This window comes from Hymenobacter sp. NBH84 (assembly GCF_014217645.1).
Lineage (GTDB): Bacteria > Bacteroidota > Bacteroidia > Cytophagales > Hymenobacteraceae > Hymenobacter > Hymenobacter profundi.
Genome location: NZ_CP043644.1, coordinates 2,523,347 through 2,548,742 on the forward strand (window position 1 = coordinate 2,523,347; position 25,396 = coordinate 2,548,742).

The 25,396-nt window shown below is 58.9% G+C and carries 27 protein-coding genes; 21 read left to right on the plus strand and 6 right to left on the minus strand.

The window, feature by feature from the left end; translation table 11 throughout:
• Positions 1–132: 132 nt before the first annotated feature.
• The 6 genes from F1C16_RS10580 to F1C16_RS10605 all read left to right on the plus strand — a co-directional run bounded on the left by F1C16_RS10580 (position 133) and on the right by F1C16_RS10605 (position 6,872).
• A complete protein-coding gene (locus tag F1C16_RS10580; RefSeq protein ID WP_308461631.1) occupies positions 133–1,290 on the plus strand; it encodes an 8-amino-7-oxononanoate synthase in 1,158 nt (385 codons plus the stop codon).
• Between the two features lie 4 nt (positions 1,291–1,294).
• Positions 1,295–1,924, plus strand: a complete 630-nt coding sequence (gene bioD / locus F1C16_RS10585) for a dethiobiotin synthase (protein WP_185280623.1) — start codon at positions 1,295–1,297, stop codon at positions 1,922–1,924.
• Positions 1,925–2,159: 235 nt separating this feature from the next.
• Positions 2,160–3,482 (plus strand): adenosylmethionine--8-amino-7-oxononanoate transaminase, encoded by a 1,323-nt coding sequence (bioA, locus tag F1C16_RS10590; protein WP_185280624.1) that lies wholly within the window; start codon positions 2,160–2,162, stop codon positions 3,480–3,482.
• Positions 3,475–4,770: a beta-ketoacyl synthase N-terminal-like domain-containing protein gene (locus F1C16_RS10595; RefSeq protein ID WP_185280625.1), complete on the plus strand. Its 1,296-nt coding sequence runs from the start codon at positions 3,475–3,477 to the stop codon at positions 4,768–4,770. Before bioA ends, F1C16_RS10595 begins: the two co-directional genes overlap by 8 nt.
• A 124-nt stretch (positions 4,771–4,894) precedes the next feature.
• Positions 4,895–6,256: a M28 family metallopeptidase gene (locus F1C16_RS10600; protein WP_219733328.1), complete on the plus strand. Its 1,362-nt coding sequence runs from the start codon at positions 4,895–4,897 to the stop codon at positions 6,254–6,256.
• A 112-nt stretch (positions 6,257–6,368) separates the two neighbouring features.
• Positions 6,369–6,872 carry a hypothetical protein gene (locus F1C16_RS10605; protein ID WP_185280626.1) on the plus strand — a complete coding sequence of 168 codons (504 nt, stop codon included), beginning with the start codon at positions 6,369–6,371 and terminating at the stop codon, positions 6,870–6,872.
• Positions 6,873–6,934: 62 nt separating this feature from the next.
• Here the strand turns inward: F1C16_RS10605 and F1C16_RS10610 are convergent, their stop codons facing one another.
• Entirely contained in the window at positions 6,935–7,558 is a 624-nt protein-coding gene (locus F1C16_RS10610) for a DUF4202 domain-containing protein (RefSeq protein WP_258048873.1), read from the minus strand.
• A 92-nt stretch (positions 7,559–7,650) separates the two neighbouring features.
• Here F1C16_RS10610 and F1C16_RS10615 point away from each other — a divergent pair, with 92 nt between their 5' ends.
• On the plus strand, positions 7,651–8,601 hold the full coding sequence (locus F1C16_RS10615; protein WP_185280627.1) for an MBL fold metallo-hydrolase: 951 nt from the start codon (positions 7,651–7,653) through the stop codon (positions 8,599–8,601).
• Between the two features lie 44 nt (positions 8,602–8,645).
• Here F1C16_RS10615 and F1C16_RS10620 read toward each other — a convergent pair whose 3' ends face one another.
• Positions 8,646–9,656, minus strand: coding sequence for a pectinesterase family protein (locus tag F1C16_RS10620; protein WP_185280628.1), 1,011 nt, complete (start codon positions 9,654–9,656; stop codon positions 8,646–8,648).
• 121 nt (positions 9,657–9,777) lie between these two features.
• Positions 9,778–10,206: a PaaI family thioesterase gene (locus tag F1C16_RS10625; protein ID WP_185280629.1), complete on the minus strand. Its 429-nt coding sequence runs from the start codon at positions 10,204–10,206 to the stop codon at positions 9,778–9,780.
• A gap of 85 nt (positions 10,207–10,291) precedes the next feature.
• Here F1C16_RS10625 and F1C16_RS10630 point away from each other — a divergent pair, with 85 nt between their 5' ends.
• From F1C16_RS10630 to coaD, 3 genes are all read left to right on the plus strand, one after another.
• Entirely contained in the window at positions 10,292–10,798 is a 507-nt protein-coding gene (locus F1C16_RS10630) for an NUDIX domain-containing protein (RefSeq protein WP_185280630.1), read from the plus strand.
• 82 nt (positions 10,799–10,880) lie between these two features.
• A complete protein-coding gene (locus tag F1C16_RS10635) occupies positions 10,881–11,765 on the plus strand; it encodes a DUF3822 family protein (RefSeq protein ID WP_185280631.1) in 885 nt (294 codons plus the stop codon).
• A gap of 180 nt (positions 11,766–11,945) precedes the next feature.
• Positions 11,946–12,410 (plus strand): pantetheine-phosphate adenylyltransferase, encoded by a 465-nt coding sequence (gene coaD, locus F1C16_RS10640; protein ID WP_185280632.1) that lies wholly within the window; start codon positions 11,946–11,948, stop codon positions 12,408–12,410.
• A 175-nt stretch (positions 12,411–12,585) separates the two neighbouring features.
• Here the strand turns inward: coaD and F1C16_RS10645 are convergent, their stop codons facing one another.
• Positions 12,586–13,275 carry an NUDIX hydrolase gene (locus F1C16_RS10645; protein ID WP_185280633.1) on the minus strand — a complete coding sequence of 230 codons (690 nt, stop codon included), beginning with the start codon at positions 13,273–13,275 and terminating at the stop codon, positions 12,586–12,588.
• Positions 13,276–13,514: 239 nt separating this feature from the next.
• Here F1C16_RS10645 and F1C16_RS10650 point away from each other — a divergent pair, with 239 nt between their 5' ends.
• Positions 13,515–14,021, plus strand: a complete 507-nt coding sequence (locus tag F1C16_RS10650) for a metallophosphoesterase (protein ID WP_185280634.1) — start codon at positions 13,515–13,517, stop codon at positions 14,019–14,021.
• Between the two features lie 280 nt (positions 14,022–14,301).
• On the opposite strand, the gene F1C16_RS10655 is transcribed toward F1C16_RS10650, so the two are convergent.
• A complete protein-coding gene (locus F1C16_RS10655) occupies positions 14,302–14,604 on the minus strand; it encodes a hypothetical protein (protein ID WP_185284418.1) in 303 nt (100 codons plus the stop codon).
• A gap of 86 nt (positions 14,605–14,690) precedes the next feature.
• Between F1C16_RS10655 and ltaE the strand changes: the two genes are divergently transcribed.
• The 4 genes from ltaE to F1C16_RS10675 all read left to right on the plus strand — a co-directional run bounded on the left by ltaE (position 14,691) and on the right by F1C16_RS10675 (position 18,457).
• Complete coding sequence (ltaE, locus tag F1C16_RS10660) at positions 14,691–15,737, plus strand: low-specificity L-threonine aldolase (RefSeq protein WP_185280635.1); 1,047 nt, start codon at positions 14,691–14,693, stop codon at positions 15,735–15,737.
• An 80-nt stretch (positions 15,738–15,817) separates the two neighbouring features.
• Positions 15,818–17,098: a sodium:proton antiporter gene (locus tag F1C16_RS10665; protein ID WP_185280636.1), complete on the plus strand. Its 1,281-nt coding sequence runs from the start codon at positions 15,818–15,820 to the stop codon at positions 17,096–17,098.
• Between the two features lie 89 nt (positions 17,099–17,187).
• On the plus strand, positions 17,188–17,844 hold the full coding sequence (locus F1C16_RS10670; RefSeq protein ID WP_185280637.1) for a metallophosphoesterase: 657 nt from the start codon (positions 17,188–17,190) through the stop codon (positions 17,842–17,844).
• Positions 17,831–18,457: a DNA-3-methyladenine glycosylase gene (locus F1C16_RS10675; RefSeq protein WP_185280638.1), complete on the plus strand. Its 627-nt coding sequence runs from the start codon at positions 17,831–17,833 to the stop codon at positions 18,455–18,457. Before F1C16_RS10670 ends, F1C16_RS10675 begins: the two co-directional genes overlap by 14 nt.
• 176 nt (positions 18,458–18,633) lie before the next feature.
• Here the strand turns inward: F1C16_RS10675 and F1C16_RS10680 are convergent, their stop codons facing one another.
• Complete coding sequence (locus F1C16_RS10680) at positions 18,634–19,545, minus strand: DUF58 domain-containing protein (protein WP_185280639.1); 912 nt, start codon at positions 19,543–19,545, stop codon at positions 18,634–18,636.
• Positions 19,546–19,784: 239 nt separating this feature from the next.
• Between F1C16_RS10680 and F1C16_RS10685 the strand changes: the two genes are divergently transcribed.
• From F1C16_RS10685 to F1C16_RS10710, 6 genes are all read left to right on the plus strand, one after another.
• The gene (locus F1C16_RS10685; protein WP_185280640.1) at positions 19,785–20,120 is read left to right on the plus strand and encodes a DUF3276 family protein; all 336 of its coding nucleotides are present in this window, start codon (positions 19,785–19,787) and stop codon (positions 20,118–20,120) included.
• Between the two features lie 258 nt (positions 20,121–20,378).
• On the plus strand, positions 20,379–21,479 hold the full coding sequence (gene ychF / locus F1C16_RS10690) for a redox-regulated ATPase YchF (protein ID WP_185280641.1): 1,101 nt from the start codon (positions 20,379–20,381) through the stop codon (positions 21,477–21,479).
• Between the two features lie 73 nt (positions 21,480–21,552).
• Complete coding sequence (locus F1C16_RS10695) at positions 21,553–21,762, plus strand: zinc ribbon domain-containing protein YjdM (protein ID WP_185280642.1); 210 nt, start codon at positions 21,553–21,555, stop codon at positions 21,760–21,762.
• Between the two features lie 374 nt (positions 21,763–22,136).
• A complete protein-coding gene (locus F1C16_RS10700) occupies positions 22,137–23,030 on the plus strand; it encodes a rhamnogalacturonan acetylesterase (protein WP_258048874.1) in 894 nt (297 codons plus the stop codon).
• Positions 23,031–23,212: 182 nt separating this feature from the next.
• Positions 23,213–23,953 (plus strand): (Fe-S)-binding protein, encoded by a 741-nt coding sequence (locus F1C16_RS10705; protein ID WP_185280643.1) that lies wholly within the window; start codon positions 23,213–23,215, stop codon positions 23,951–23,953.
• A complete protein-coding gene (locus F1C16_RS10710) occupies positions 23,950–25,317 on the plus strand; it encodes a lactate utilization protein B (RefSeq protein WP_185280644.1) in 1,368 nt (455 codons plus the stop codon). Before F1C16_RS10705 ends, F1C16_RS10710 begins: the two co-directional genes overlap by 4 nt.
• The last annotated feature ends 79 nt before the right edge of the window (positions 25,318–25,396 follow it).

The window sequence follows — 25,396 nt, forward strand, 5'->3', positions numbered from 1 at the left end:
TGTTAAGCCTTCGCGTGTCATCCTGAGCCTGCGAAGGATCTTGTAGCAGTGGAACGAGTCCTTAATATATCACTCATTCTATATGCCAAGGTCCTTCACAGGCTCAGGATGACACGCGTTTTGTAGTCTATCATGTCTACTACCTCTCCCCTCCACCAACGCCTCGCCACCCACCTCGCCAAGCGCGAAGCCGAAGGCACCCGCCGCCGCCTTTCGCTACCCTCGGAAAACCTCGTCGATTTCAGCTCCAACGACTACCTCGGCCTGGCCCGCTCCCCTACTCTACGGCAGGCGTTGCAAGCTGGCATGCAGCAGGAAGACGCCGGCAGCACCGGCTCCCGCCTGCTCACCGGCAACTCGGCGGCGGCCGAAGCTCTGGAAACGCATCTGTCGCAGTTCCACCGAGCCGAAGCAGCCCTACTCTTCAACTCGGGCTACGCGGCCAATCTGGGCTTCTTCGCCGCCGTGCCCCGCCGCGGCGACACCATTTTCTACGACGAAGCCTCGCATGCCTCCGTGAAGGATGGCATCCGCGGCAGCTTTGCCACGGCCTACAGCTTCCGCCACAACGACGTGGCCGACCTGGAGCGCCGCCTACCCCGCGCCACGGGTGCCGTGTTTGTGGCCGTGGAGGCGCTCTACTCCATGGATGGCGACATAGCGCCGTTGCGCGAGCTAGCCGCCTTATGCCAGCAACGGGAACTGTACCTAGTAGTAGACGAAGCCCACACCAACGGCCTCTACGGCCCGCACGGCGCCGGCCTAGTAGCCGAGTTGGGCCTGGAAAACGACGTATTTGCCCGCGTCCTCACGTTTGGCAAGGCTCTGGGCAGCCAGGGCGCCGCCGTAGCCGGCCCCGCCGTGCTGCACGACTACCTCCTGAACTTCAGCCGCCCCTTCATCTACACCACCGCCCCGGCACCCTACACGGTAGCGACCCTGGCCGCAGCGTATCAACTGCTCCCTACCCTGGATACGGAGCGACAGCGGCTGTTTGCGTTATCAGATTACTTAAAAAGTACCTTGAACGCGGTACCTGGCCTGCATGTGCCCGCCAATAGCCACGTCATCCACCCAGTATTCTTCCCTACCTCCCCCGGCCCCGAGGCCGTGAAACAAGTAGCCGGCGCCGCTCAAGCTGCCGGATTTGACGTGCGGGCCATTGTGGCCCCTACCGTACCCGCTGGTACCGAGCGCCTCCGGCTGATTGTGCACGCGTATAATACAGAAGCGGAGATTGATAGGCTGGCGGGAGTATTGGGAAAAATTTCAATTCACACAGATTTGTAGAATATTGGAACGCCTCTTCATCACCGGCATCGGCACCGACGTAGGCAAAACCGTCGTAGCCGCCATTCTCACCGAGGCCCTGGGCGCCGACTACTGGAAGCCCGTGCAAGCCGGCCTCACGCCTACCACCGACGCCGCCACCGTGCGCAGTTTGGTCAGCAACGCGGATTCTCAATTCCACCCCGAAGCCTACCGTTTGGCCCTACCTGCCTCGCCCCACGCGGCGGCGGCGGCAGAGGGCATCGCGCTTACGCCTAGTGCCTTCCGCCTACCCCACACCGACAACCATTTGGTGGTAGAAGGCGCCGGCGGCCTGCTGGTGCCATTGGCGCCGGGGTTTCTGATGGTGGATTTGCTGGCGCAGTTGGACCTAGCGGCCGTGGTGGTGTCGCGCAACTACCTGGGCAGTATCAACCACACCCTGCTGACGCTGGAGGCGCTACGGCAACGGCAGGTTCCGGTGCGCGGCCTCGTGTTCAATGGTGAGCCTACCCCGGCCACCGAGGACTTTATTGCCCAACACACCGGCGTGCCCATCATGCCCCGCGTGCTGGCCGAGCCGGTGCTGGATGCAACGGTAATACGGCGGTATGCAGAAGAGTTTCGGGAGTGGTTCGCAAACGCGGGCAGGTAGGGGCGGCTTGCAGCCGCCCGTTGCGCAGGACACACAAATCAATACTGGACTAACTTGCGTTATGCCAAGCCCTGCCTAAGAGAAAGAAGCTAACTTAATTATAGTCGTCTGGTACTCCCTCTCCTTTTCGGAGAGGGGCTGAAGCGCCCCGGCAGAACAATCTAAATAGCGCGGGACCACCTTACGACGGGCGCGTGCAACGCGCCCCTACGGCGCTTGGTGCTACCTTTGCCGTATGTCTACGCTTGCCCAACGGGACCACGCCGTGCTGTGGCACCCCTACACTCAAATGCAAACTGCCCCGCTGGCGGTGCCTATCGTTAGCGGAGAGGGCGCCTGGCTGATGGCCGACGACGGCACCCGCTACCTCGACGGCATCTCGTCGTGGTGGGTGAATTTGCACGGCCACGCCCACCCCCACATTGCCGAGCGCGTGAGCGCGCAGCTTCGCACCCTGGAGCACGTGCTGTTTGCCGGCTTCACCCACCCCGCGGCCGTGGAGCTGGCCGAGCAGTTGCTCGAACTCCTACCCAGCAACCAGGCCCGCGTGTTCTATTCCGACAACGGCTCGACGGCCGTGGAAGTAGCCCTGAAGATGGTGCTGCAATACTTCCACAACCAAGGCCAGCCGGAGCGGCGGCGCTTCCTCTGCTTCCGCGACTCCTACCACGGCGACACGTTTGGGGCCATGTCGGTGAGTAGCCGGGGGGCATTTACGCAGCCGTTCTGGCCGTTGCTGTTTGAGGTGGAGTTTATTGATGTGCCGGTACCGGGCCGCGAGGCGGAGGTGCTGGCGCAGCTGGATGCTGCTTTGCAGCACCCAGAGGTGGCAGGTTTCATCTTCGAGCCGCTGCTGCTGGGCACGGCGGGTATGGTGGCCTACTCAGCCGAGGTACTGGATGAGATGGTGCGTCGCTGCCACCAGCACGGCGTGCTGTGCATTGCCGATGAGGTAATGACCGGCTTCGGCCGCACCGGACCGCTGTTTGCCAGCAGTCAGTTGCAGGAGCAGCCCGATATTATGTGCTTCTCGAAGGGCCTGACGGGCGGCACCCTGGCCATGGGCCTGACTACCTGCGCCGCGCCGCTCTACGAGGCGTTTCTGAGCGACGACAAGATGAAGGCGCTGTTTCATGGGCATTCCTACACCGCCAACCCGGTGGCCTGTGCCGCCGCTTTGGCCAGCCTGGAGCTGACCCGCGCCGACGCCTGCACGCAGCAGCGCCAGCGCATTGCCGCCGCCCACGCCGCATTCAAGGCAGAACTAGAAGGCCAGCCCGGCGTGCGGGCGGTGCGGCATGTGGGCACGGTGCTGGCTGTAGAGTACGACCCCGGCGAAGGCACCAGCTACTTCAGCCGCCTCCGCGACGCGTTTTACCAATTGGCTCTCGACAACCACGTGATTCTGCGTCCCTTGGGCAACGTAGTGTACTTGCTGCCGCCCTACTGCACCACTGACGCCGAGCTGGAACTGCTCTACCAGGTGCTCCGCCAGATGCGCGAACTGGTACTGAACTTCTCCCCCGCCCCTACCCTGCCCGAGTACCTGCATGACTAAGGGAAACGCCGACGAATACATCATCATCCGCGGCCGGGGCAGGGTGTCGGCACTGGGCGAGCAGGCGTTTCCAGCTTCCTCGGATTCGCCTTTTTCCATTCACCCCAACGGCCTGCCTGTAGCCGCCCTACCCGCCGCCACCGAAGCGGCCGTAGCAGAGCTGCGCCGCGCCCACCCTGCTTACCGCCAACTCGACCGCACCGTGCTGCTGGCCATGCTGGCCGCCCGCCAAGCCGCCGCGGCAGCGGGGTGGCGCACAGTGCGTGACCCCACCCCCAGCCCCTCCCCTCCGGAAGAGGGGTGCGTTCAACAACATCTTACGACTGGCACCCCTCTCCCGGAGGGGTGGTGTCAAGGCAATCCACCTTCCCTGTCCGTCAGCATAGGCAGTAGCCGAGGGGCCACGCACCACCTGGAGCACTACCACGAGGAGTTTTTGCGCGAGGGCAGCGTGCCGGCAGCCGCGTCTCCGCTTACTACATTGGGCAACGTGGCCAGTTGGGTAGCCTTCGACGCGGGTAGTACTGATGGGGCCGTGCTAAGTCATTCCAGTACGTGCAGCAGTGCGTTTCAGGCGCTGGGCAACGCGGTGGCCTGGCTACGGGCAGGCATGGCAGAACGCTATTTGGCTGGTGGAGCTGAGGCTCCCCTCACCGAGTTTACGCTAGCGCAGATGCAGGCCATCGGTATTTATTCGCCTTTTGCGGCGGACGCGTGGCCCTGCCGGCCGGGCGCTGGGCGGCCTTCTACCTTCACGCTGGGCGAAGGCGCCGCCGTATTTGCGCTGGAGAAAGTAGCGGCTGATATCGCAGCAGCCGAAGTAGCTACGACACCGCAGCAGCCACTATTTCGATTGGAAAGCGTAGGATTTGGCTTTGAAGCTATCGGCAGCAAAACGGGTATTTCGCCCGATGGGCGGCATTTCCAGACTGCCATGCAACAGGCGTTGCAGCAAGCCGGCAGAAAACCCTCGGAGGTAGACGCGCTGGTACTGCATAGCCCCGGCACCCCGGCCGGCGATGCCGCCGAGCTAGCAGCCGTACGGGCAGTTTTTGGCGAGAAGCAACCGCTTTTGCTATCCAATAAGTGGCTGGTGGGCCACACCTTGGGCGCTTCGGCGGCTCTCAACCTCGATTTTGCGTTGCAGGTGCTGGAGACGCAGCAGTGGCCGGTGGCGCCCTTTTCCACTTACCTCGCCACGGCAACGGAGCAGCCTATCCGGCGCATTTTGGTGAATGCCGCTGGTTTTGGCGGCAACGCGGCTAGCGCCTTGGTGTCTTTACTATGAGCCAATCGTTGCTGGTCAGCATGCGAGATTTCTCCCTGCGGTCGAAATGACGTTCTTTAGTGGTACGAACCTCTACAAACCAACAACCAAGCTGTAGCTTGCCCTTAACCAAACCAACCTCCGCATGACGCTTCGCTCTACCCTATTCGCAGCTTTTCTTCTCCCCGCGCTGCCTTTGTTGGCGCAAAACAAGCCCTCTACTACCCCCGACCCGACCATCAAAAAGATGGTGAATGAGATTTCGGAGAAGCGCCTAAAAGACGATATTGATAAACTTGTGAGTTTCGGTACACGCCATACTTTAAGCGACACCAAAAGCAAGAAGCGCGGCATTGGGGCGGCGCGCAACTGGGTGGAAGACGAGTTTCGGAAGTACAGCAAAGCCAGCGGCAACCGCTTGGTAGTCAAGCAAGATACGTTTACCGTCAAGCCCGACGGCCGCCGCATCGACAAGCCCGTGGTGATGGCCAACGTGATGGCGACCCTACCCGGCACCGACCCCAACGACAAGCGCGTCTTCATCGTGAGCGGGCACATCGACTCGCGGGTATCGGACGTGATGAACGCCACCGCCGATGCGCCCGGCGCCAACGACGACGGCTCGGGCACGGTGGCCGTGATGGAACTGGCCCGCGTGATGTCGCAGCAGCAATACCCCGCTACCATCATTTTCGTGGCGGTGCAGGGCGAGGAACAGGGCCTCTACGGCTCGACGCACTTGGCTAAGCGCGCCAAGGCCGAAGGCTGGAACCTGGTGGCCATGCTTAACAACGACATCGTGGGCAACTCGCACGGCAACGACCCTTCGGTGGATGATGCCAAGCACCTGCGCGTGTTTAGTGAGGGTGTGCCTGCCACCGAAACCGAGGCTGAAGGCCGCGTGCGTCGCACGTTGTCGTCGGAAAACGACTCACCCTCTCGCCAGCTAGCCCGCTACGCCCAGCAAGCCGCTAAGGACTACGTAGATGGCCTCGATGTGGTGGTGGTCTACCGCCCCGACCGGTTCCTGCGCGGCGGCGACCATACGCCGTTCAATCAGCAGGGCTTCACGGCGGTACGCTTCACGGAAATGAATGAGGACTTTCGCCATCAGCACCAGGATTTGCGCACCGAAAACGGCGTGGAGTACGGCGACCACGCCAAGTTTATGGATTTTGGCTACCTGCGCAAGAACACCGGCGTGAACCTGGCTACCCTGGCCGAACTGGCCCTGGCCCCGGCTGCTCCCCAAAATGTGGGGGTATTGACGGCCCAACTCACCAACCGCACACAGCTTAAGTGGGATGCCCCTACGGCCGGTCCAAAACCTACTGGCTATTACGTGCTTATCCGCGAAACCACTTCGCCTAAGTGGGAGCAAAAGGTGTTTGTGACCGACACCAAAGCCGACCTCACCCAGAGCAAGGACAACTACATTTTCGGAGTAGCCTCCGTGGATGCTCAAGGCCACGAGAGCCTGCCCGTGATTCCGAAGCCGGTACGGTAGCAGGATGCGGCACTATTGGAGTCTTTTTCTATTCCTAAGTTGCGCCTGCACGCATTCCGCTCCCGAAGAAACTACTGCTTTGGGAGCGGAACAGCTAACTATTACCCCTACTATGACAGACTCGGCCGCCGCGCCAGTAGATGTGGTGCAGCAATTTCTGCGTTGGTATGCGCCACGGGTTGATAAGCTGAACCAACTGCCGCTGGTGCCCGCGGCCTATTCTGAAGATAGCACTGACGTTTACGCCGTTGACTTCAAAGCCGCAGATTCCTACCTGGCTACTTTGCGCGGGAGTGGCTACGTGTCGACTGCTTACATCGCAGCGCGTCGGGCAGGGTTCCAACAATGGGCCGATACGCTACGACTACACCCGCAGTATGATGGTCCACCCCCAGGATTTGACCACGACCCTATCATCTTTTCTCAAGACTCCGATGAATTGTTGGAGCTGCTACGTGCTACACCACGCCTATTGCGCCAAACGGCTGACTCAGCGCAGGTAGTGCTACCGCAGCAAAACTACGCCCAAACGCCCCGCACGGGGCTAGCCCTCGACTTGTCGCGCCACGATATGCGCTGGCAGATTGATAAAATCCGGCCGGTATTTGCTGACTAGCTGGCTCATCAATCAAGCGTAACCTCATCTATATGATGATTAGCACGGAACGGGCTTCCGTATTACTCTCCTCCGCCCAAGGCCTTACCAATCAGCTCTTGTGCTTCGGACGCTAGGGGCAGCTGCAAAGCCAGCCGGTGGCCTTCGGGCGTCATTTTGCGCCAGGTTTTCTGCACAATGTCGATGATCTTTTCTTCGGGATGCTGGGCGGCGAAATCGAGGAAATAATACTGCAAAAACACCAAGCATATCACGTCTTCCAGCAGCTGCATTTCAGGGTCGAGGTGCAGCTGCTGCTTTTGCAGGAGCGCCTGCACCCGCTGGATGGTTTCGGCGTCGTAGCCTACTTGCTGTAGGATTTCACTGGCTAGCTGGGCGTGGAATTTCTTGAGCGTGTTGCGCCATTTGTGGTAGCCGGGGCGGTCCATGGGGAAGTCCTGGCGCGGGATGGTCCAGCGTCGGATGTGCTGGCAGCGGGCGGCCAGCTGCACCGCCTCGGGGGCATTGGGGGCCACCGCGTGCAGGCAAGCGCTCATGCGCTGACCGTAGAGCAGTTCCTTGGGGTAGGGCTGGCCGTCTACGATTTCCTGGTGAGGGTCTTCGCTGTTGGCAGCGTCGAACAGGCGGATGGCTTCGTCGAAGCGGGCTTGGTTGAGAATCATGCGGGTGTGTGGGTTGGGTAGCAAGGGTAAAGATAGAATAGGCGTAACTGTCTTGTTCTTTCGCCCCTGCTACCTTTAGCTTGGTCTATCTATTTCTGTTGTTTGATTAGCGGTACATGCATAAGCTCCTTGTCTGCCTTCTGGTCTTTTTGCTGAGCTACCAAGCAGTGGCCCAACAGCCCGTATTTCGCGTGGTGCCGCTGGGCGTGCGCGGTGGGTTGGATGAGAGCAACCTCTCGGCCTACCTAGTGGCTCCTACGGGTTCTGCTGCGTATGCCTGTCTGGATGCTGGTACCATCCGGGCTGGGGTAGCGAAGGCCGTGGCGCAAGGGGCACTTTCCGGCACTGCCGATCAGGTAATCCGCCGCCAGATCAAAGCCTACCTACTCTCCCACGCCCACCTCGACCACGTAGCCGGCTTACTGCTCAACGCCCCCGACGACACCAGCAAAACCCTGTACGGCCTACCTGGCTGCCTCGCTACCCTGCAACAGCACTACTTCAACTGGCAGAGCTGGCCCAACTTCGGCGACGCCGGCACGCCGCCCGTGTTAGGCAAGTACCACTATCAGCCCCTACTACCCGGCACGCCCGAAACTGCCGTGGCCGGCACCGCACTCCTGGTACAGGCCTTTCCACTCAGCCATGGCACCGGCTACGAAAGCGCGGCTTTCCTGCTTCGCCATGGCAACAGCTACCTGCTTTATCTCGGCGACACTGGCCCCGATGCGGTGGAGCACAGCACCCGCCTGGCTAGTCTGTGGCAGGCGGTAGCGCCGCTGGTGCGGGCTGGTACGCTGCGGGGTATTTTCGCGGAGGTGTCCTACCCCAATGCCCAGCCCGATAACCTATTGTTCGGTCACCTCACGCCCCGCTGGCTTCAATACGAGCTGTTGGCGCTGGCCCGGCTCGCTGGGCCTGATGCTATGGGCAATCTGCCTGTGGTTGTAACCCACAGCAAGCCCAGCGCCGATAACCTCACCCAAATCAGGCAGCAGCTCGAAGACGCGAATTCGCTGCGCCTTCGGTTTATTTTCCCGGAGCAGGGCCGGGCCTTTGGGTTGTAGGGCATTCCTACCCAACAGTACTTATCTACCTGTAATCAGAGAACTTACTTGCTCTGAGGCACCCATGGTTCAGTACCCGCGAAAATGTTTTTCAGCGTGTATTGCTTGGCTTCTTTGCTGGTGAGCTGCTTGCTCCACGCCACCCGGCCTTTGGGGTTGGCACCGGGGCCGCGCGACTGATACTCGGCGTAGAAAGCTGTTTGCTCGTTTTCTGGGTTGCGCCAGTTGTCCCAGCCGGCGGGGGTGATGTGGCTGCCCATGTCCGTGTTCAGGAACACAGTGCGGGCGTGTGGGCGCCAGGGCCTCCCCAAATACACCTTCTGGGCCTCGGGTGCGGCCGTGAGCTGGCAGTTCAAAAACACCAGCCCAAATCGCTGCCGGGGCGTGGTAGAAGCGGCCGTGATGTAGGAATTGCTCTTGCTGAAAATGGTGCAACGGTCGAATACGGCCGTGCTAGCGCCGAAGATGAAGTCGGTAGTGCTTTCGATGTAGCAGCCCTGGTAGTACTGGCGGCTGTTCTCGATGGCCAAAAATAGTGTATCCTGGTTGCCTAGCAGGCGGCAGTGGCGAAACGTGGCCCGGTCGCCCTCCACGTGCAGGGCCACGGCCTGCCCTACCCTACCGGCCGAGTTTTCGAAGGTGATGTTCTCGGCCCGAAAGTCGTTGCCCTGCACCCGCACCGTGGAGGACGTGTAGGTGGTGTGCTTTTCGGCGTCGCCTGAGTAGTCACCGTAGGTGATGACGACGCCCTCTTTGCTTTCGCCCAGCAGCGTGATGTGCGTTTTCTGGGACGGAATCAGCAGCTTTTCTTTGTAGATGCCATTCTTGATGAAGATGGTGGCTTCTACCTGCATAAAGTCGCGCACGGCCATCACGGCTTCCTGCACAGTGCGATAGTCGCCGGAGCCATCCGTTGCTACTACCAGGCGCACCGGCTTGTTGAAGGACGGTATTTCGGCGGGTTTCGACTGGGCTGCTGGGAGTGTTGTTTGAGCGTAGAGGGTAGGCGCGGTCAGCAGTAAGCCACTGATCAAGGAGAGAGATAGAATATTCATAGTCAACGAATAGCAGATAAACAGCTCTGCTTAATAGCAGTAAATGACATGGTAGATAGCAAGTGGCCGGGCACTTGGTTGAACACAGCGGCTACTTGTGTGTAACCACCTACTTTCATCTCTACTCTACCACCGCCATCGTGGCCGTTGCCTTGGCCACCAGCTTATCATCGCACCACACCTCAGACTCGCAGAAATGCAGGCGCCGGCCGGCTTTCAGCACCCAGCCTACAGCGCGCATCTTCGCACCTACCCCCGGATGCAGGTAGGAAACCTTGATTTCGGCTGTGACGACACCCGTACCCTCCGGTACCAGCGTGACGGCCGCGAAGCCCGCCACCAAGTCGGCCATGGTAGCCACCAGGCCGCCGTGCGCAAAGCCCCGGTGCTGCTGGTGCTTCTCCGCGAGTAGTAGCTCGGCCTCTACCCTACCCGGCTCGATGCGGGTGAGGTCGGCACCGATGAGATGCATAAAATTCTGGCGCACCAGCTTGCGACGGATGCGGGCTTCGAGGGACTCTTCGGGAGTGGGGGTAGGGAGGTCAGGCATGGGGCAAAGGTAGTGGCACCTGCCATGTGAGCCGCACCTTTTCGGCTTACTGCCGTATAGGCTACCCGTCGCCTATTTGTTTTCGATGCCTGATACGCCTACTCAAGATTCTTCCCTCCTAGCTGCGTATGCCCACCAGGTGCGCGTCCGGCCCTGTGGTTTGCTCATTCACGAAGGTGCGTTGCTGCTGGCCGCCCACCGGGGTTTGCTGCCGGATGGCGCGCCATTTTGGTCACCGCCGGGTGGCGGGTGGCAGTTTGGAGAAAGTTTGCACGAGTGTTTGCGGCGGGAGTTTCGGGAGGAAACCGGCCTGACGGTGAACGTGGGCCGCTTCCTGCACCTGCACGAGTTCAAGACCGACACGCTGCAAGCCCTGGAAATGTTTTTTGAGGTGACGGCCGCCGACCCTGCTGCCCTACCCCAGCTCGGTACCGACCCCGAGCACGCCGCCGATGCCCAAATCCTGACGGAATTGGCCTTCCTAACGCCCCGCCAGCTCATTGCCCTACCCATGCAGCAGGTGCACCCGGTACTGCGCCAGATCATCAGCCCCGACGATATTTTCATCCCGCAGTTGCGGTTTGCCCCCTAGCCTGCGCCCTGCCCCGTAGCGCGCCGCCCTAGCACAGCCGCTCGATAAATGTTACCTTTAGCGGCTCAACCCGCTTCTGCTTGTGTCTGCTACGCTTGTCCCTACCACTTCTGCTGCCCCTACCGTTTTGGCCCACCTGCGCGACGAAACGCTGGATGCCAGCCGCTTAGCCGCCTACAACCTCTACCTCACGGTGGGTGCGGCCGGCGTGCGTGTGGGCATAGCCGACGTGCAGCGCAACAAGTTTGTGGCCCTGGAAGACTATGCCACCCAGCCGGGCTTACCCGCCGCAGCGCAGTTGCAGGCACTGGCCACCCAGCACGATTTGCTGTCGCTCCCGGGCTGGAACAAGGTGCGCCTGGCCGTGCACAACCGCGCTTTCACACTGCTGCCCGCTCCCTTGTTTGCCCCCGGCGACGAGACCACCTATTTGCAGCTGCACCACGCTTGCGCCCCCACCGAAACGGCCTGCGCCTACCGCCACACCGGCCTGGACATCGTGAGCGTATTTGCCGCCGACCGCCCGCTGGCCGACTGGTTTCGGCACGCCTACCCTACCGGACGGCTGCTGCACCAGACCAGCGCCCTGCTCGAAGGCGTGTTGCACCAGAGCGAGGCCGCCGCGCCGCGCCGGGTCTACCTCAATATTGGCCACCAGGAGCTAACCGTATTGGTGATGCGCAGCAAGCGCCCCGAGTTGTGCAACGTCTTCGCCTTCACTACCCCCGAAGACCTGATTTACTACACTATCCTGGTGATGCAGGAGTTGCAGCTCAACCCCGACCAGGACCCCGTGATTGTGTGGGGCGACCTGCTGCACGACTCGGAGCTGTTTTCCGTCCTGCGGAAGTACATTCGTCACCTGCGCTTCGGCAACCGGCCGTTCGACCTGCGCTACAGCTACCGCCTCAACGACCTCACCGAGTACCGCTACTTCGACCTATACGCGCTGCACTTGTGCGAATAGGGCAGAGTACGGTCGGAAAACGCGTGTCATCCTGAGCTTGCGAAGGACCTTATATCGTTTGAACGAGTCGTCGTTACGGGCATCGTTCACGCGTGAGAAGGTCTTTCGCTGTGCTCAGGATGACAGCCGGCTTTTGTAGTTTCTCACTCAACTACCCACAATTTCACTACTCTCCACCTCATGGCTCGTATTGCGCTGTTTCCTGGTTCCTTCGACCCGTTCACGAATGGCCACCTCGATGTGGTGCGGCGAGGCACGCAGTTGTTTGATGAGGTGATTATTGCCCTGGGCAACAACAGCAGCAAAACCCGCTACCTGCCCGTGGAGCAGATGCTGGAGATGATTGCCGAGGTATTTCGGGATGAGCCGCGGGTGCGCGTGCAGGCTTACAAAGGCCTCACTGCCGACTTCGCCCGCGAGGTAGGAGCCCGCTACCTGCTGCGCGGCCTGCGCAACACCACCGATTTCGAGTACGAAAACACCATTGCCCAAGCCAACCGCCACGTTAACCCCGAACTAGAAACCGTCTTTCTGATTACTTCCCCGGCTCTCGCAGCCATCAGCAGCACCATTATCCGCGAGATTCACCGTTTTGGCGGCAATGTGGATGATTTCGTGCCGTTTACGCTACCAGCAGTTAGTTAGGAATTAAGAGGGAAGAATTGACAAGTGCCTGTCTTTTTCTGTCATCCTGAGCTTGCGAAGGATCTTATCACGTGAGAAAGACAAGCGTAACAACGACTCGTTCACTTGGCATAAGGTCCTTCGCAAGCTCAGGATGACAGAAAAAAACAGGCGCTTGTCAATTCTTCCCTCTTACTTAACTGCCCACTGTCGACTCGCCAGCTGTTTCGCTTAGGAAGTGGCGCACGACCAGCGCAATAGACGCGTAGGAGTCGTCGAGCACGCTTAGGGCCTCTTGGGGCGTCATCCAGCGCACTTCCTCGATGTACTCCTCAGCCTGGGGCTTCATCAGGGAGTCGTCGAGGCACTGCATGGTGTACCAGTTGGTTTTCTTCAGGATTTTGTTGCCGTTGTAGGCGTAGGAATGCCAGGTGCTGGGCAGTTTTTCGCCCAACGACACCTTGATGTTGCACTCCTCCTCTACCTCGCGCAGGGCCCCAATGCCGGGGTCTTCTTCTTTTTTGAGCTTGCCCTTGGGCAAATCCCACTTGTTGAAGCGCGAAATCATCAGCACCATGCCATCCCTTGTTACGAGGCCGCCGGCAGCTTTCACGATGCGGAACTGGTCTTTCAGGTGCAGAATCAGCCGTTTTTTCTTGCGGGCCAGCAGCGTGAGAGAGGTTAGCTTTTTCAGCTTTTTCACCTCCATCATGCGCAGCAGTCGGTCGATGAACACGTCCGTCACGTCGCGCACCAGCACATCGCCCACCAAATCTTTGGACGAGAATTCGTCTTCCGGATTCAGGATCAGGTCGTAGCGGTGCTTGTATATTTTCTCGCTGTTCTTCTTAATAATCAGCGGGATATCATTGATGAAAACGTTCATCGCGGAGTTGTCTTCTGGGAGGGCAAGAAAGCAAAAATAGACCGAAGTGCAGCTGCAAAACACAGCATAATTATCGGCAAACGGAAATACCCGCGTGGGGCAAGATACGGGGAACAGCCGAGGTAGTTACCTTGCGCCTTGTTCTGTTGTGGCCACACTGGCCGTCCGCGTTGCTTCTGGCTTTCCGAAACCTGCAGCCACCGGCGCGGGTTAGCCCTTCCTACCCTACCTCCTACTCTGTGAAATCCATTGGCCTGCTTTCCGACACCCACGGTTACCTCGACGAGCGTATCCTGCACCACCTCAGCACCTGCGACGAAATCTGGCACGCCGGCGACTTCGGCAACGTGGCTGTAGCCGATACCTTGGAGGCCATAGCCCCCCTGCGCGGCGTCTACGGCAACATCGACGGCCAGGACGTGCGCGCCACCGAGCCACTGGTACAGGCCTTTGAAATTGAAGGGCTGCGCGTGCTTATGACCCACATTGGTGGCTACCCCGGCCGCTACACCCCCGCCGCCAAGCCGCTTATTGCCGAGTACAAGCCCGGCCTGTTTATCAGCGGCCACTCGCATATTCTCAAAGTGATGCCCGATAAGCGCAATCATCTGCTGCACCTAAACCCCGGCGCGGCCGGCCGCCACGGCTTTCATACCGTACGCACTATGTTGCGCTTTCAAATCAACCGGGGCAAGGTAGAGCAGCTGCAAGCCATCGAGCTGGGGCCGCGCACCGAGCGGGGGTAGGAGGGTGTGGGCAAAGGAAGGTAGGAGGGTAGAAAAGTGAGGTGGAAAAGCATCTGTCATCCTGAGCGCAGCGAAGGACCTTCTCACGGCAGAACGACAGACGTATCAACAACTCGTTCTGCCGTGAGAAGGTCCTTCGCTGTGCTCAGGATAACACACTTCACACCCCCACGCCTCCGACCCTCTCACTCCCCCAAACGCAAAAACGCCTTCCTGCCGTAGCAGAAAGGCGTTTTCAAATCTATAAAGCAAAGGCCAACCGACGCCGGTGGCGACTTACTTACAGCGCGATTTCGGGCTTGGGCTTTTCGCCTTCCTGGCCGTCGCTGTTCACCTCTTTTACCACAGCCTCCGCTTCATCGAAGCCTTCGGTGCCGGTTTGGTTTACTTTAGCGATGTTGGGCGAAGTAGTCGTCTCCGAGGTAGCGGCAGGAGCCGTGCCACCATTGAAGCGGGCCTTCAGCTCGTCGGTATCCACGTTTTTTAGAACGGGGGTAGCGAGCAGTTGCTTGATCACGCGCTGCTTGTTGTTAGCGCGGGCAATGTTCTTGCGGTGTTTCCGCTTTAGACGGGTAGCAGTCATATCCGGGTCGGTTGAATGTCATTTTTTGAATGAGGGGCAAAAGTAAGTCTTATTTTTGACTTCGAAAACCTTTAGCCCTCTTCTTTATGTCCTTGCCAACCATCGACCTCCGCTCCGATACCGTTACCCGCCCTACCCCCGCCATGCTGGAAGCCATGTTTCAGGCGCAGGTCGGCGACGATGTGTACGGCGAAGACCCCACCGTGCGGGCGCTGGAAGAACAAGCTGCCGCTCGGTTTGGGCTGGAAGCTGGCCTGTTCTGCCCCTCCGGCACCATGACCAACCAGATTGCCATTAAGGCCCACACCGAGCCTTTATCAGAAGTTATCTGCGAGCAAACGGCCCACGTATACCTGTGGGAGGTAGGCGGCATTGCGTTTCACTCGGGGGCCTCGGTGGCGCTGTTGCCCGGCGACCGGGGCCGCCTCACGGCCGCGCAAGTAGAGGCCGCCATCCGCCCCCTCGACAACGTGCATTACCCCGACACGCGCCTGATCTGCCTGGAAAACACCCACAACCGCGGTGGCGGCAGCTGCTACGCCATGGATGAGATTACCGCCATTGCCGACGTGGCCCAACGCCACAACCTGGCCCTGCACCTCGATGGCGCCCGCATCTTCAACGCCCTGGTGGCCACTGGCCAGCGCGCCGAGGACTACGGCAAGTATTTCGATACGATTTCGGTGTGTCTTTCCAAAGGCCTGGGTACGCCGGTCGGCTCAGTGTTGCTGGGTAGCAAGGCGTTCATTCATAAGTGCCGCCGCATCCGTAAAGCTATGGGCGGCGGCATGCGGCAGGCCGGTTTTCTGGCGGCGGCGGGCCTCTATGCCCTAGAGCACAACGTAGACCGCCTAGCCGACGACCACCGCCGTGCCCGCCAGTTGGGCGATGCGCTAGCCGCGCAGCCCTACACAGAGTTTGTGTTGCCGCCCGATACCAACCTGGTTATCTTCAAACTAAAGCCAGAAATGCCCGCCGATGCTTTCCTTCAGCACCTGGAGCAACAGGGCATCCGTGCTTCCTCGTTTGGGCCGCAGATGATTCGTTTTGTTACACATCTGGACGTAGACGATGCCATGGTGCAACGGGTAGCGGAGGCGCTAACTGATGTTGCTGTTAGTCTGCCCGGCTAGTTTTTTCGTAGCAAGACTACCTGCGTCAGTCCCTGCCCTTGGTGAGCTGGGGTGCGCTTCACTTGTATAGTCCACACTTTATGTATTTAAGCTTATACAACGTTCTGGCGCTGCTGCTGGTAGTCGCCGCCTTGTTTGGGTATGTCAACCACCGATTTTTGCGCCTGCCTTCTACTATTGGTCTCATGGTGCTGGCGCTGGTATCATCCGTTGGCTTGGTGGTGCTAGGGCGTTTTGAAATAGTCAATGTTTCAAACATCATCAATGCAATAAAGCAGATTGATTTTCAAACCATTCTGATGCAGGTGATGCTAAGCTTCCTGCTGTTTGCTGGCGCTATTCACGTAGACGCCCAGAAGCTGGGCCAGCAGCGTGTACCGGTTTTCACAATGGCCACCGTGGGCATGCTCCTTTCCACGTGTCTGGTGGGCTCTATGCTCTACTGGCTGCTGCCGCAGTTCGGCCTGTCGCTACCCTTTATGTGGTGCCTGCTGTTCGGCTCGCTCATTTCTCCCACCGACCCCATTGCAGTTTTAGGCATTCTGAAAGAAGCTCGCATTCCTAAGCAATTGGAAATCAGTATTGTGGGCGAATCCTTATTTAATGATGGCGTAGCAGTAGTGGTCTTTGTGAGCTTGGCTCAGTTTGCTACTACCACTGGCGAGGCAGCGCCCGAGGGACACAGCATCGGCACGTTATTTTTGCAGGAAGCCGTGGGCGGCTTGGTGTTGGGCGCCGTGCTGGGCTACGTGGGCTACCGCATGCTCCGATCCATCGACAATTATCAGGTGGAGGTGCTCATCACGCTGGCCCTTGTAACAGGCGGCACGGCGCTGGCTACCGCGCTGCACACCTCGGGGCCGCTGGCCATAGTGGTGGCCGGCCTGATTATCGGGCAGCAAGGGCGGCAGTTGGGCATGTCGGATACCACCCGTGAGTACGTCGATAAGTTCTGGGAAATGCTCGACGAGATTCTTAATGCTATCCTGTTTGTGTTGATTGGCTTCGAGATTTTGGTGCTGCGCTTCGAAACGGTGTATCTGTTAGTGGGCCTGTGCACCATCGTTATTGTGTTGTTGGCCCGCCTCATAGCCGTGGCTCTTCCGCTACGCCTGCTCAACCTGCGTCGGTCCTTTCCTCAGCACGCCGTGAAAGTGCTGACTTGGGGCGGCCTGCGGGGCGGCATTTCTGTGGCCCTGGCGCTGTCGTTGCCCGACGGTGAAGCCCGGGAGCTACTGGTAGCCGTCACGTACGTGGTGGTGGTCTTTTCCATCATTGTGCAGGGCCTGAGCATCGGACCGCTCGTCAAGCGCCTGGGCCTGAGCGTAGCGCCCAGCGAGACCGAGCCTTTGCAGCACTAATTTTGTAGGACCTAACCAAAACGTTGCAGGCTACACACCTGCTGATGCATACTGCCTGCCTGAGCGCAGGCAACAGAAATAATAGTTGTATGAATTTATTTGTGGTTGGGGATGTGCATGGGTGCTACTACACGTGGCAGCAACTGCTCCGGCACTGGCAGCCAGCCAAAGAGCTGCTGATTCAGGTAGGCGATTTGGTGGACCGCGGCAATTTCGCGCCTGCTACCGTTGCCTCCGCCATCAGCCTGCGCCAGCGCCACCCCGACACCGCTTTCTTCCTAAAAGGCAACCACGAGGCCAGCCTCTGGCAGCACTGCGGCCCCGATGGCCCCTACCCTCCCTGGCTGCAATGGGGCGGGCGCGGCACCTTGTTTCAGTATCAGATGCACTCGCCTGCTACGCTACGCCACCACGCCGCGTGGCTGAGCCAGTTGCCGCTCTACTGGGAAAACAAGCACCTGTTCATCAGCCACGCCGGCCTGGCCGACACGGCGCAGCCACTCGATGAAAACAACCCCGATGGAATTCTGTGGCGCCGTGGCCCTTTGCACAACATTGGGCGGCGGCAAGTGGTAGGCCACACGCCTACCCCCGATGGCACGCCCATCTTTGATGAGGCCGCCAACGTCTTTTACCTCGACACGGGTGCCTACGACGGGCGGGGCCTCACGGCCATTCGCCTCTCCCCCACCGGCGACCTGCTCGACACCATCACCATCCCTACCCAAGCCGATGACATTGCCTGACGACGCCCAGCCCTACGCCGAAGCCCGCGCCTACCTCTCGGCCGCCGATCCGGTTTTGGCGCGCATCATCGCGAAGGTGCCGCCCGTGCAGCCCAGCGCCCACGAGGACATCTACTTAGCCTTGCTGCGCGCCATCGTCAGCCAGCAAATTTCGACTAAGGCAGCAGCGGCTATCTGGCGCAAGGTAGAGGGCCTGTTCCTACCCGATGGCTACCCCGAGCCCTCAGTATTAGTGGCCATGCCGGACGAGGAGTTACGCGCCGCCGGCCTCTCCTACCAGAAAGCCGGCTACCTGCGCGCTATTGCGGAGTTTGCCCTCCGCGACCAGCTCGACCACGCTCACCTCAGCCAGCTTTCAGAGGAAGACTTCACCAAGCACCTCACCCAGATACGAGGGGTAGGCCGCTGGACCGCCCAAATGATTCAGATGTTCGCCCTCGACCAACCCGACGTGTTTTCGGAAGGCGACCTGGGCGTGCAGAACGCTATGCGCAAGCACTACGGCCTGGAAGAAACCGGCCGCGCCCTACTCCGCCGCATGACGGAAATTGCCGAAACCTGGCGGCCGTATCGGTCAGTGGCATGCAAGTATTTGTGGCGGAGCTTAGATTAGTGGGGAGGTGGTGAATGAAAAGTGCGTGTGTCATCCTGAGCTTGCGAAGGACCTTATGCCCGCAGAACGAGTCGTTGTTACGGCTTTCGTTCTCACGTCATAAGGTCCTTCGCAAGCTCAGGATGACACACGCACTTTTCATTCACTACGCACTACCTCCCTATCTCACCACTTACTTATTTCGCCTTCCCCCGCTTCACCATATAGGCATAAAGCACCTTATCGAACGGCTCCCGAATGTCAACCGGCACGAAATCAATCTTGTACTGGCCGCACCGTAGGGCCAGTTCCTGCTCGTAGTCGCGCATGGCGGCGCGGTACTGCTCGCGCACCTGGGCGGGTTGCAGCTTAATGGTTTCGCCCGTTTCGATGTCCTCGAACAGGTAGGGCCGCTCGGCAAAATCGAAGTTCGATTCGGTGGCGCGGTCCATCACATGGAACAGCAATACCTCGTGCTGTTGGTGGCGCAGGTGCTGCAAGGCCGCCAGCGCCGCCGTTTGCTCCTCGGGCGCCCGGCCCAGCATGTCGGAGAAAAGTACCACCAACGAGCGTTTCGGAATCTGCTGGGCAATGCGGTGAATCACGCCCGCCACATCGGTAGGGCGGCGGGCGGCGGCGGGGCGTTCTAGCAACTGTTGCAGCGTGAGCAGCAGCGTGTGGCGGTGCGTGCTGGTGGAGCGCACCGGCGTTTGCAGCTCAATCTGCTCGGCGAAGGTGACAAGGCCCACGGCGTCGCGCTGCTTTTGCAGCAGCGTGATGAGGGCCGCCGCGCACAGGATGCTGAAGCGCAGCTTATCGTGGTCGGGCGCGGGGTAGTACATGGAGGGCGACACGTCGAGCAGCAGGTGGCAGCGCAGGTTGGTTTCTTCCTCGTAGCGCTTCACGAACAGCTTATCGGTGCGGGCCAGCACTTTCCAGTCGATGTGGCGGGTGCTCTCGCCGGGGTTGTAGAGGCGGTGCTCCGAAAACTCCACCGAAAACCCGTGGTAGGGCGATTGGTGCAAGCCCGTGATGAACCCTTCGACCAACTGGCGGGCCAGAAACTCCAGATTTTCGAAGGAACGAACTGCGGCTAGATCGAGCGCCATAGGGTACATGCAAAAAAGTGAACGACACCAAAGGGAGCCTGAAGTATACGAACGGTAAAAATAGAAGAAACAGTGCCACCATAGCGTAGTCGATAACAGCCACGCCTGGTTACTTTCCCAAAATGGTACTTTTTTATATAAAAAAAGCCAGACTCCATATTTTTATATTCGCTGTATCTGATTTACTTTGAGCCTACAAAAAGTTCATTTTGGAATAACTCACTCTTACTGAAGATTCTGTGGAAGACCGTCACGATCAAGAAGAAATTTACTCCCAACGCATTAAAGCCGGCAAGCGCACGTACTTCTTCGACGTGAAGGCTACCCGCGGGCAGGACTACTACCTCACTATTACGGAAAGCAAGCGTCGTCTCCGGGATGATGACACCTTTTCCTACGAAAAACACAAAATTTTCCTTTACAAAGAAGATTTTGCCAAGTTTGTCGATGCCCTGCAAGACGCCGTTGATTATGTGCGCGAAGAACTGCTTTCGCCCGAGGAAGTAGCCGAGCTGGACCGCCCCCGTCCGGCCTACGACAACGATTCGTACAATAATAGCACCGACACCTACTAACCCAACAGCCTAGCGAAACAGACCCTACTATCCCTTTTTGCTACTCGGTTTGTTCAAAACGGCGCGCATCGGCTCAGGCTGATGCGCGCCGTTTTTTGGTTATCAAGCGTGCTGCCTAAGTAGCACTATCCTACTTCGTCGTAGATAAACGACGAAGGGCGCGTGCAACGCGCCCCTACAAAACCCTTACCTTTGCACCCGAATTGACACGCTGAGCGTACGTCAACTCACCATCTCACAACTTCACCATTTCACCGTATGGGTCTCCGCTGCGGAATCGTCGGTCTGCCGAACGTGGGTAAGTCCACGCTGTTCAACGCGTTATCGAATGCCAAGGCCGAATCGGCCAACTATCCTTTCTGCACCATCGAGCCCAACGTGGGCGTGATTACCGTGCCCGACCCGCGCCTGCAAGTGCTGGAGGAAATCGTGAAGCCCCAGCGCGTGGTGCCTACCATCGTGGAGTTTGTGGACATTGCCGGCCTCGTGAAGGGCGCCAGCAAGGGCGAAGGCCTGGGCAATAAATTCCTGGCCAACATCCGCGAGGTAGACGCCGTGATTCACGTGGTGCGCTGCTTCGACGATGACAACATCGTGCACGTAGCAGGCGGCGTTGATCCGGTATTCGATAAAGACGTGATTGATACCGAGTTGCAGCTCAAGGACCTGGAAAGCATCGATAAGAAGCTGGCCAAGTCGGAGCGCTCGGCCAAGAGCGGCGACGCCAAGGCCAAGAAGGAAGTAGCGGCTCTGCAACGCTTCAAAGACCACCTCGAAGCCGGCCACAACGCCCGCTCGCTGGGCGCCAGCGAAGACGAGTTGGAGGCCGTAGAAGATCTGCAATTGCTGACCATCAAACCGGTTATCTACGTGGCTAACGTGGACGAGGGTAGCATTCAGAACAACGGTAACGCCTACGTGGATGCGCTGCGGGACCATGTAAAAAACGAAAACGCACAGGTAGTAGTGGTATCGGCCGCCATCGAGTCGCAGATTGCGGAGATGGAAGATGCCGAGGAAAAGGAAATGTTCCTGGGTGAGTACGGCCTCACCGAGTCGGGTCTAAACCGCCTGATTCGCGCTAGCTACGAACTGCTGAACCTGATTACCTACTTCACCGCCGGCGTGCAGGAAGTGCGCGCCTGGACCGTGCACCGCGGTGACAAAGCCCCCGCCGCCGCCGGCGTTATCCACTCCGATTTCGAGAAAGGCTTTATCCGCGCCGAGGTAATTAAACTGGCTGATTACGAGCAGTATCGCTCGGAAGCCAAGATCAAAGAAGCCGGCAAGATGGCCGTAGAAGGCAAAGAATATGTGGTGCAGGACGGCGACATCATGCACTTCCGCTTCAACGTCTAAAATCACGTATTCGCTCGGATTTCACGGATTTTGTGGACGGTGCGATTACCCGCATCTTCGTTTCCCTACCCTCATGGACGTAAAAGACAGCAACGGCAACCTACTCGCCGAGGGCGATTCGGTAACGCTGATTAAGGATTTGAAAGTGAAAGGCTCGTCGCAGACGCTTAAGCGCGGCACGCTGGTGAAGAACATTCGTCTTACCAACAGCCCCGCCGAAGTTGAAGGACGCGCCGGCGGTAGCACCATGGTGCTGAAAACCGAGTTTTTGAAGAAGGCGTAACGGCACTGTTTTCGGTGCCATTGCTTATCCTGAAGCGCTCCGGTCGATATTCTACCGGAGCGCTTTGCTTTTTAGAACTACCGCATTAGGCGCCTACCAGCGCAACGGGTAGGTGCAGGAGGGATTGGCCTAGCGCTTTCGCGTACTTGGGTTCTTTCCTTACTACTTAGTTTCTAGGCGCTTATTCACTCACTTTCGAGTAGTTATAGGGCTGGCATTTCTCGTAACGCTGCTCACAAGTGTGACCCTACAGCCTACCCCGCGCCCTACCCTCTACCTTATCGGCGGCTCGACGGTCAACAATAGCAACACGCCCCAAATGGGCTGGGGAGCCGCTTTGCCGACTTTTTTTTGATGCTACTCGCCTGCATATTGTGAATCGTGCCAAGGCAGGCCGCAGCACCCGTACGTTTGTGTCAGAGCAACGTTGGCAGCAGGTAGATTCGCTGTTGAAACCAGGCGACTTTCTGCTGATGCAGTTTGGGCACAACGAGGGGAGCGTGCCCGATACCACCAAGGCCGGCCGGCGCGGCGTGCTACGCGGTACCGGCAACGAAACCAAGGAACTTGGCCACCATGAAACGGTGCATACCTACGGCTGGTACCTGCGCCAGTTTGTGCGCGGGGCCAAGGCGAAGGGCGCCAAACCTATCATCGCTTCCATGATTCCGCGCAACGAGTGGAAGGACGGTAAGGTAGTGCTAGCCGATCAGGATTTTGGGCGCTGGGCCGCCGAGGTTGCCCGCCAGGAAGGTGTGCCCTTCATCGACCTGAATGGCCTTACAGCAGCGCAATACAACCATCTTGGATCGGAAAAGGTCAGTAGCTTTTTTCCTGGCGACTATACTCACACCAATGCCGACGGCGCCCGCCTCAACGCCGCTTCTGTGGTGGATGACATTCGGGATCCAAGATTTTTTTCGCAAAGTCGAGTTAGATTACCAGCAACTGGCGCAGGTGCTGTTATGCCTGTTATCGACCACGGGCAAGTTGTACCTAGACCACATGGAGTAGGGCACGCCCTGAGCGGATTCAGCACCGACGCCGACGCATACCAGCACCTCATGCACGGGTTGATGAACATTCTTACCGAATCTATCAACTTAGTGCGGCAGAACGAGAAGCTGATTTACGTGGACGGCGGCTTTGCCCGCAACCCGCTGTTCATGCAGCTGCTGGGCCAGAACTTCCCCGAAGCAAAAAAACCGTACGTTAGAGGTGTCGCAAGCCACCGCCCTGGGCGCCCTCATTCACCTGGAACAGGGTAAAGCCTGGAAAAAACGCAGTTGTTATTCAACTGAACAGCTTAGATTCGTTGTCATGCTCCATCTGGCGTCCGCTTGTCGAAGCAGCTCGCTTGCTGATGCTCGATATCGATAGTATCTGTCGTCAGCACACGAGCTGCTTCGACAAGCGGACGCCAGATGGAGCATGACGTTTAGAGTAACCTATGAAAGTAGCCCTTTTTGTACCCTGCTACGTCGATCAGTTTTACCCGCAGGTGGGCATTGCCACCCTACAGCTGCTAGAGAAGTTGGGCGTGCAGGCCGATTTCCCCAAGCAACAGACCTGCTGCGGCCAGCCCATGGCCAACAGCGGCTGCGAGCGGGACGCCATTCCGGTGTACCACAACTTTGTGGATGCGTTCGATGGCTATGAGTACGTGGTGGGGCCGGCCGGTAGCTGCGTCTACCACGTCCGTAAGCACTTCGACATTATTGACCAAACGCCAGCCGTGCAGCACGTGCGCACCAATACCTACGAGCTGTTCGATTTCATTCTCAACATTCTCGACATCAACGAAATACCTGGTTCTTTTCCGCACAAGGTAGGGCTGCACCTGAGCTGCCACGGCCAGCGCGGCCTGCACCAGGCCAACGAATCGGAGATGACGCCCGTGCGCGACGGGCAGCTGCGGCGGTTGCTCAGCAGCATGCAGGGCCTGGAGCTGACCGAACTGGACCGCAACGACGAGTGCTGCGGCTTTGGCGGCACATTTTGCGTGAGCGAGGCCGGTATCTCGGCGCGGATGGGCCAGGACCGCGTAGCCGACCATGTTCGCAACGGCACCCGCGTGCTCACGGGCGGCGACATGTCGTGCCTAATGCACCTGGAAGGCATTGTGCGCCGCGCCAAGCTGCCTATCAAAGTGATGCACGCGGCCGAAATCCTAAACGGCGCCGTTCTATGAGTCATTCCCAACGTTCCGATATCTTTCTGCTTGATGCCGAGCGCACCACTTGGCACGACGAAACGCTGTGGTTTGTGCGGCAGAAGCGCGATAAGGCCGTGTACGCCACGCCCGAGTTTCAGGAATTGCGTCAGCTGGCTTCCGATATCAAGGACCACACCCTCAGCCGGCTGGATTTCTACCTTCAACAGTTCGAGGAAAACGCCCGCCGCAACGGCGTACAGGTGCATTGGGCCGCCGATGCGCACGAGCATAACCAGATTGTGCTCAACCTGTTGAAGCAGCACAACGCCACCCGCGTGGTTAAGAGCAAGTCCATGCTCACGGAGGAATGCCACCTCAATCCCTACCTTATCAAGCACGGGGTAGACGTGATTGACACGGATTTGGGCGAGCGGATTATTCAGCTGCGCGATGAGGCGCCCAGCCATGTGGTGCTGCCCGCCATTCACTTGAAAAAAGAGGATGTAGGCGACACGTTTCACCTGCACTTGGGCACCGAAAAAGGCAACAACGACCCGCAGCAGCTCACTGAAACCGCTCGCCAGCACCTGCGCGAGAAGTTTTTGGTCAGTGAAGTCGCCATTTCGGGCGTCAACTTTGCGGTGGCCGAAACCGGCTCGGTGGTGGTGTGCACCAACGAGGGCAACGCCGACCTGGGCGTGAACCTGGCCAAGGTGCACATTGCCTGCATGGGCATGGAAAAGCTGATTCCGCGCCTTTCTGATCTGAGCGTATTCACGCGCATTCTCACGCGCAGCGCCACCGGCCAGCCTATCACTACTTACACTTCCCACTTCAGCAAGCCCGCTGAGGGTAAGGAAATGCACGTGGTAATTGTAGACAACGGGCGCACCAAGCAACTCGGTCGCCCCGATTTTCGGGCGTCGTTGAAGTGCATCCGGTGCGGGGCCTGCATGAACACTTGCCCCGTGTACCGCCGCAGCGGCGGCCACTCGTACGACTTCACCATTCCGGGACCGATTGGCGCGATTCTATCGCCCAATATTGATATGCGCAAGCACGCTTCCCTACCCTTCGCCAGCACGCTCTGCGGCTCTTGCACGGATGTGTGCCCAGTGAAAATCGACATTCACACCCAGCTGTATAAGTGGCGGCAGGTGCTGGGACAGGCGGGCGAAATTCCGGCCAGCAAGAAGTGGAGCATGCGTCTACTGAGCCGCGTGCTGGCTAAGCCTGCCGTGTATGGGCTGGGCAGCAAGATAGCTCGCCAAAGCCTGCGCCTTCTACCCCACGGCCTCACCCACGGCAAGGGTTACAACCCCTGGGCCATAGCCCGCGAGCTGCCCGAACCGCCGAAGCAGAGCTTCCGCGAGTGGTACGCCCAGCAAGCGGTGAAATAGAACATCCATATGAATGTCATACCTCATTGAACGTCATTCCGAGCTTGTCGAGGAATGACGTTCAATGAGGCACCTAATC

What these genes read in the sequence shown, in the direction of transcription:
- ltaE (WP_185280635.1), top strand. Translation starts at nt 14,691, where the DNA reads ATGTCCTTGCCAACCATCGACCTCCGCTCCGATACCGTTACCCGCCCT.
- F1C16_RS10595 (WP_185280625.1), top strand. Translation starts at nt 3,475, where the DNA reads ATGACTAAGGGAAACGCCGACGAATACATCATCATCCGCGGCCGGGGC.
- F1C16_RS10630 (WP_185280630.1), top strand. Translation starts at nt 10,292, where the DNA reads ATGCCTGATACGCCTACTCAAGATTCTTCCCTCCTAGCTGCGTATGCC.
- F1C16_RS10600 (WP_219733328.1), top strand. Translation starts at nt 4,895, where the DNA reads ATGACGCTTCGCTCTACCCTATTCGCAGCTTTTCTTCTCCCCGCGCTG.
- ychF (WP_185280641.1), top strand. Translation starts at nt 20,379, where the DNA reads ATGGGTCTCCGCTGCGGAATCGTCGGTCTGCCGAACGTGGGTAAGTCC.
- coaD (WP_185280632.1), top strand. Translation starts at nt 11,946, where the DNA reads ATGGCTCGTATTGCGCTGTTTCCTGGTTCCTTCGACCCGTTCACGAAT.
- F1C16_RS10645 (WP_185280633.1), bottom strand. Translation starts at nt 13,275, where the DNA reads ATGAACGTTTTCATCAATGATATCCCGCTGATTATTAAGAAGAACAGC.
- F1C16_RS10655 (WP_185284418.1), bottom strand. Translation starts at nt 14,604, where the DNA reads ATGACTGCTACCCGTCTAAAGCGGAAACACCGCAAGAACATTGCCCGC.
- F1C16_RS10680 (WP_185280639.1), bottom strand. Translation starts at nt 19,545, where the DNA reads ATGGCGCTCGATCTAGCCGCAGTTCGTTCCTTCGAAAATCTGGAGTTT.
- F1C16_RS10675 (WP_185280638.1), top strand. Translation starts at nt 17,831, where the DNA reads ATGACATTGCCTGACGACGCCCAGCCCTACGCCGAAGCCCGCGCCTAC.
- F1C16_RS10605 (WP_185280626.1), top strand. Translation starts at nt 6,369, where the DNA reads ATGACAGACTCGGCCGCCGCGCCAGTAGATGTGGTGCAGCAATTTCTG.
- F1C16_RS10580 (WP_308461631.1), top strand. Translation starts at nt 133, where the DNA reads ATGTCTACTACCTCTCCCCTCCACCAACGCCTCGCCACCCACCTCGCC.
- F1C16_RS10670 (WP_185280637.1), top strand. Translation starts at nt 17,188, where the DNA reads ATGAATTTATTTGTGGTTGGGGATGTGCATGGGTGCTACTACACGTGG.
- F1C16_RS10620 (WP_185280628.1), bottom strand. Translation starts at nt 9,656, where the DNA reads ATGAATATTCTATCTCTCTCCTTGATCAGTGGCTTACTGCTGACCGCG.
- F1C16_RS10615 (WP_185280627.1), top strand. Translation starts at nt 7,651, where the DNA reads ATGCATAAGCTCCTTGTCTGCCTTCTGGTCTTTTTGCTGAGCTACCAA.
- F1C16_RS10705 (WP_185280643.1), top strand. Translation starts at nt 23,213, where the DNA reads ATGAAAGTAGCCCTTTTTGTACCCTGCTACGTCGATCAGTTTTACCCG.
- F1C16_RS10665 (WP_185280636.1), top strand. Translation starts at nt 15,818, where the DNA reads ATGTATTTAAGCTTATACAACGTTCTGGCGCTGCTGCTGGTAGTCGCC.
- bioA (WP_185280624.1), top strand. Translation starts at nt 2,160, where the DNA reads ATGTCTACGCTTGCCCAACGGGACCACGCCGTGCTGTGGCACCCCTAC.
- F1C16_RS10625 (WP_185280629.1), bottom strand. Translation starts at nt 10,206, where the DNA reads ATGCCTGACCTCCCTACCCCCACTCCCGAAGAGTCCCTCGAAGCCCGC.
- F1C16_RS10710 (WP_185280644.1), top strand. Translation starts at nt 23,950, where the DNA reads ATGAGTCATTCCCAACGTTCCGATATCTTTCTGCTTGATGCCGAGCGC.
- F1C16_RS10695 (WP_185280642.1), top strand. Translation starts at nt 21,553, where the DNA reads ATGGACGTAAAAGACAGCAACGGCAACCTACTCGCCGAGGGCGATTCG.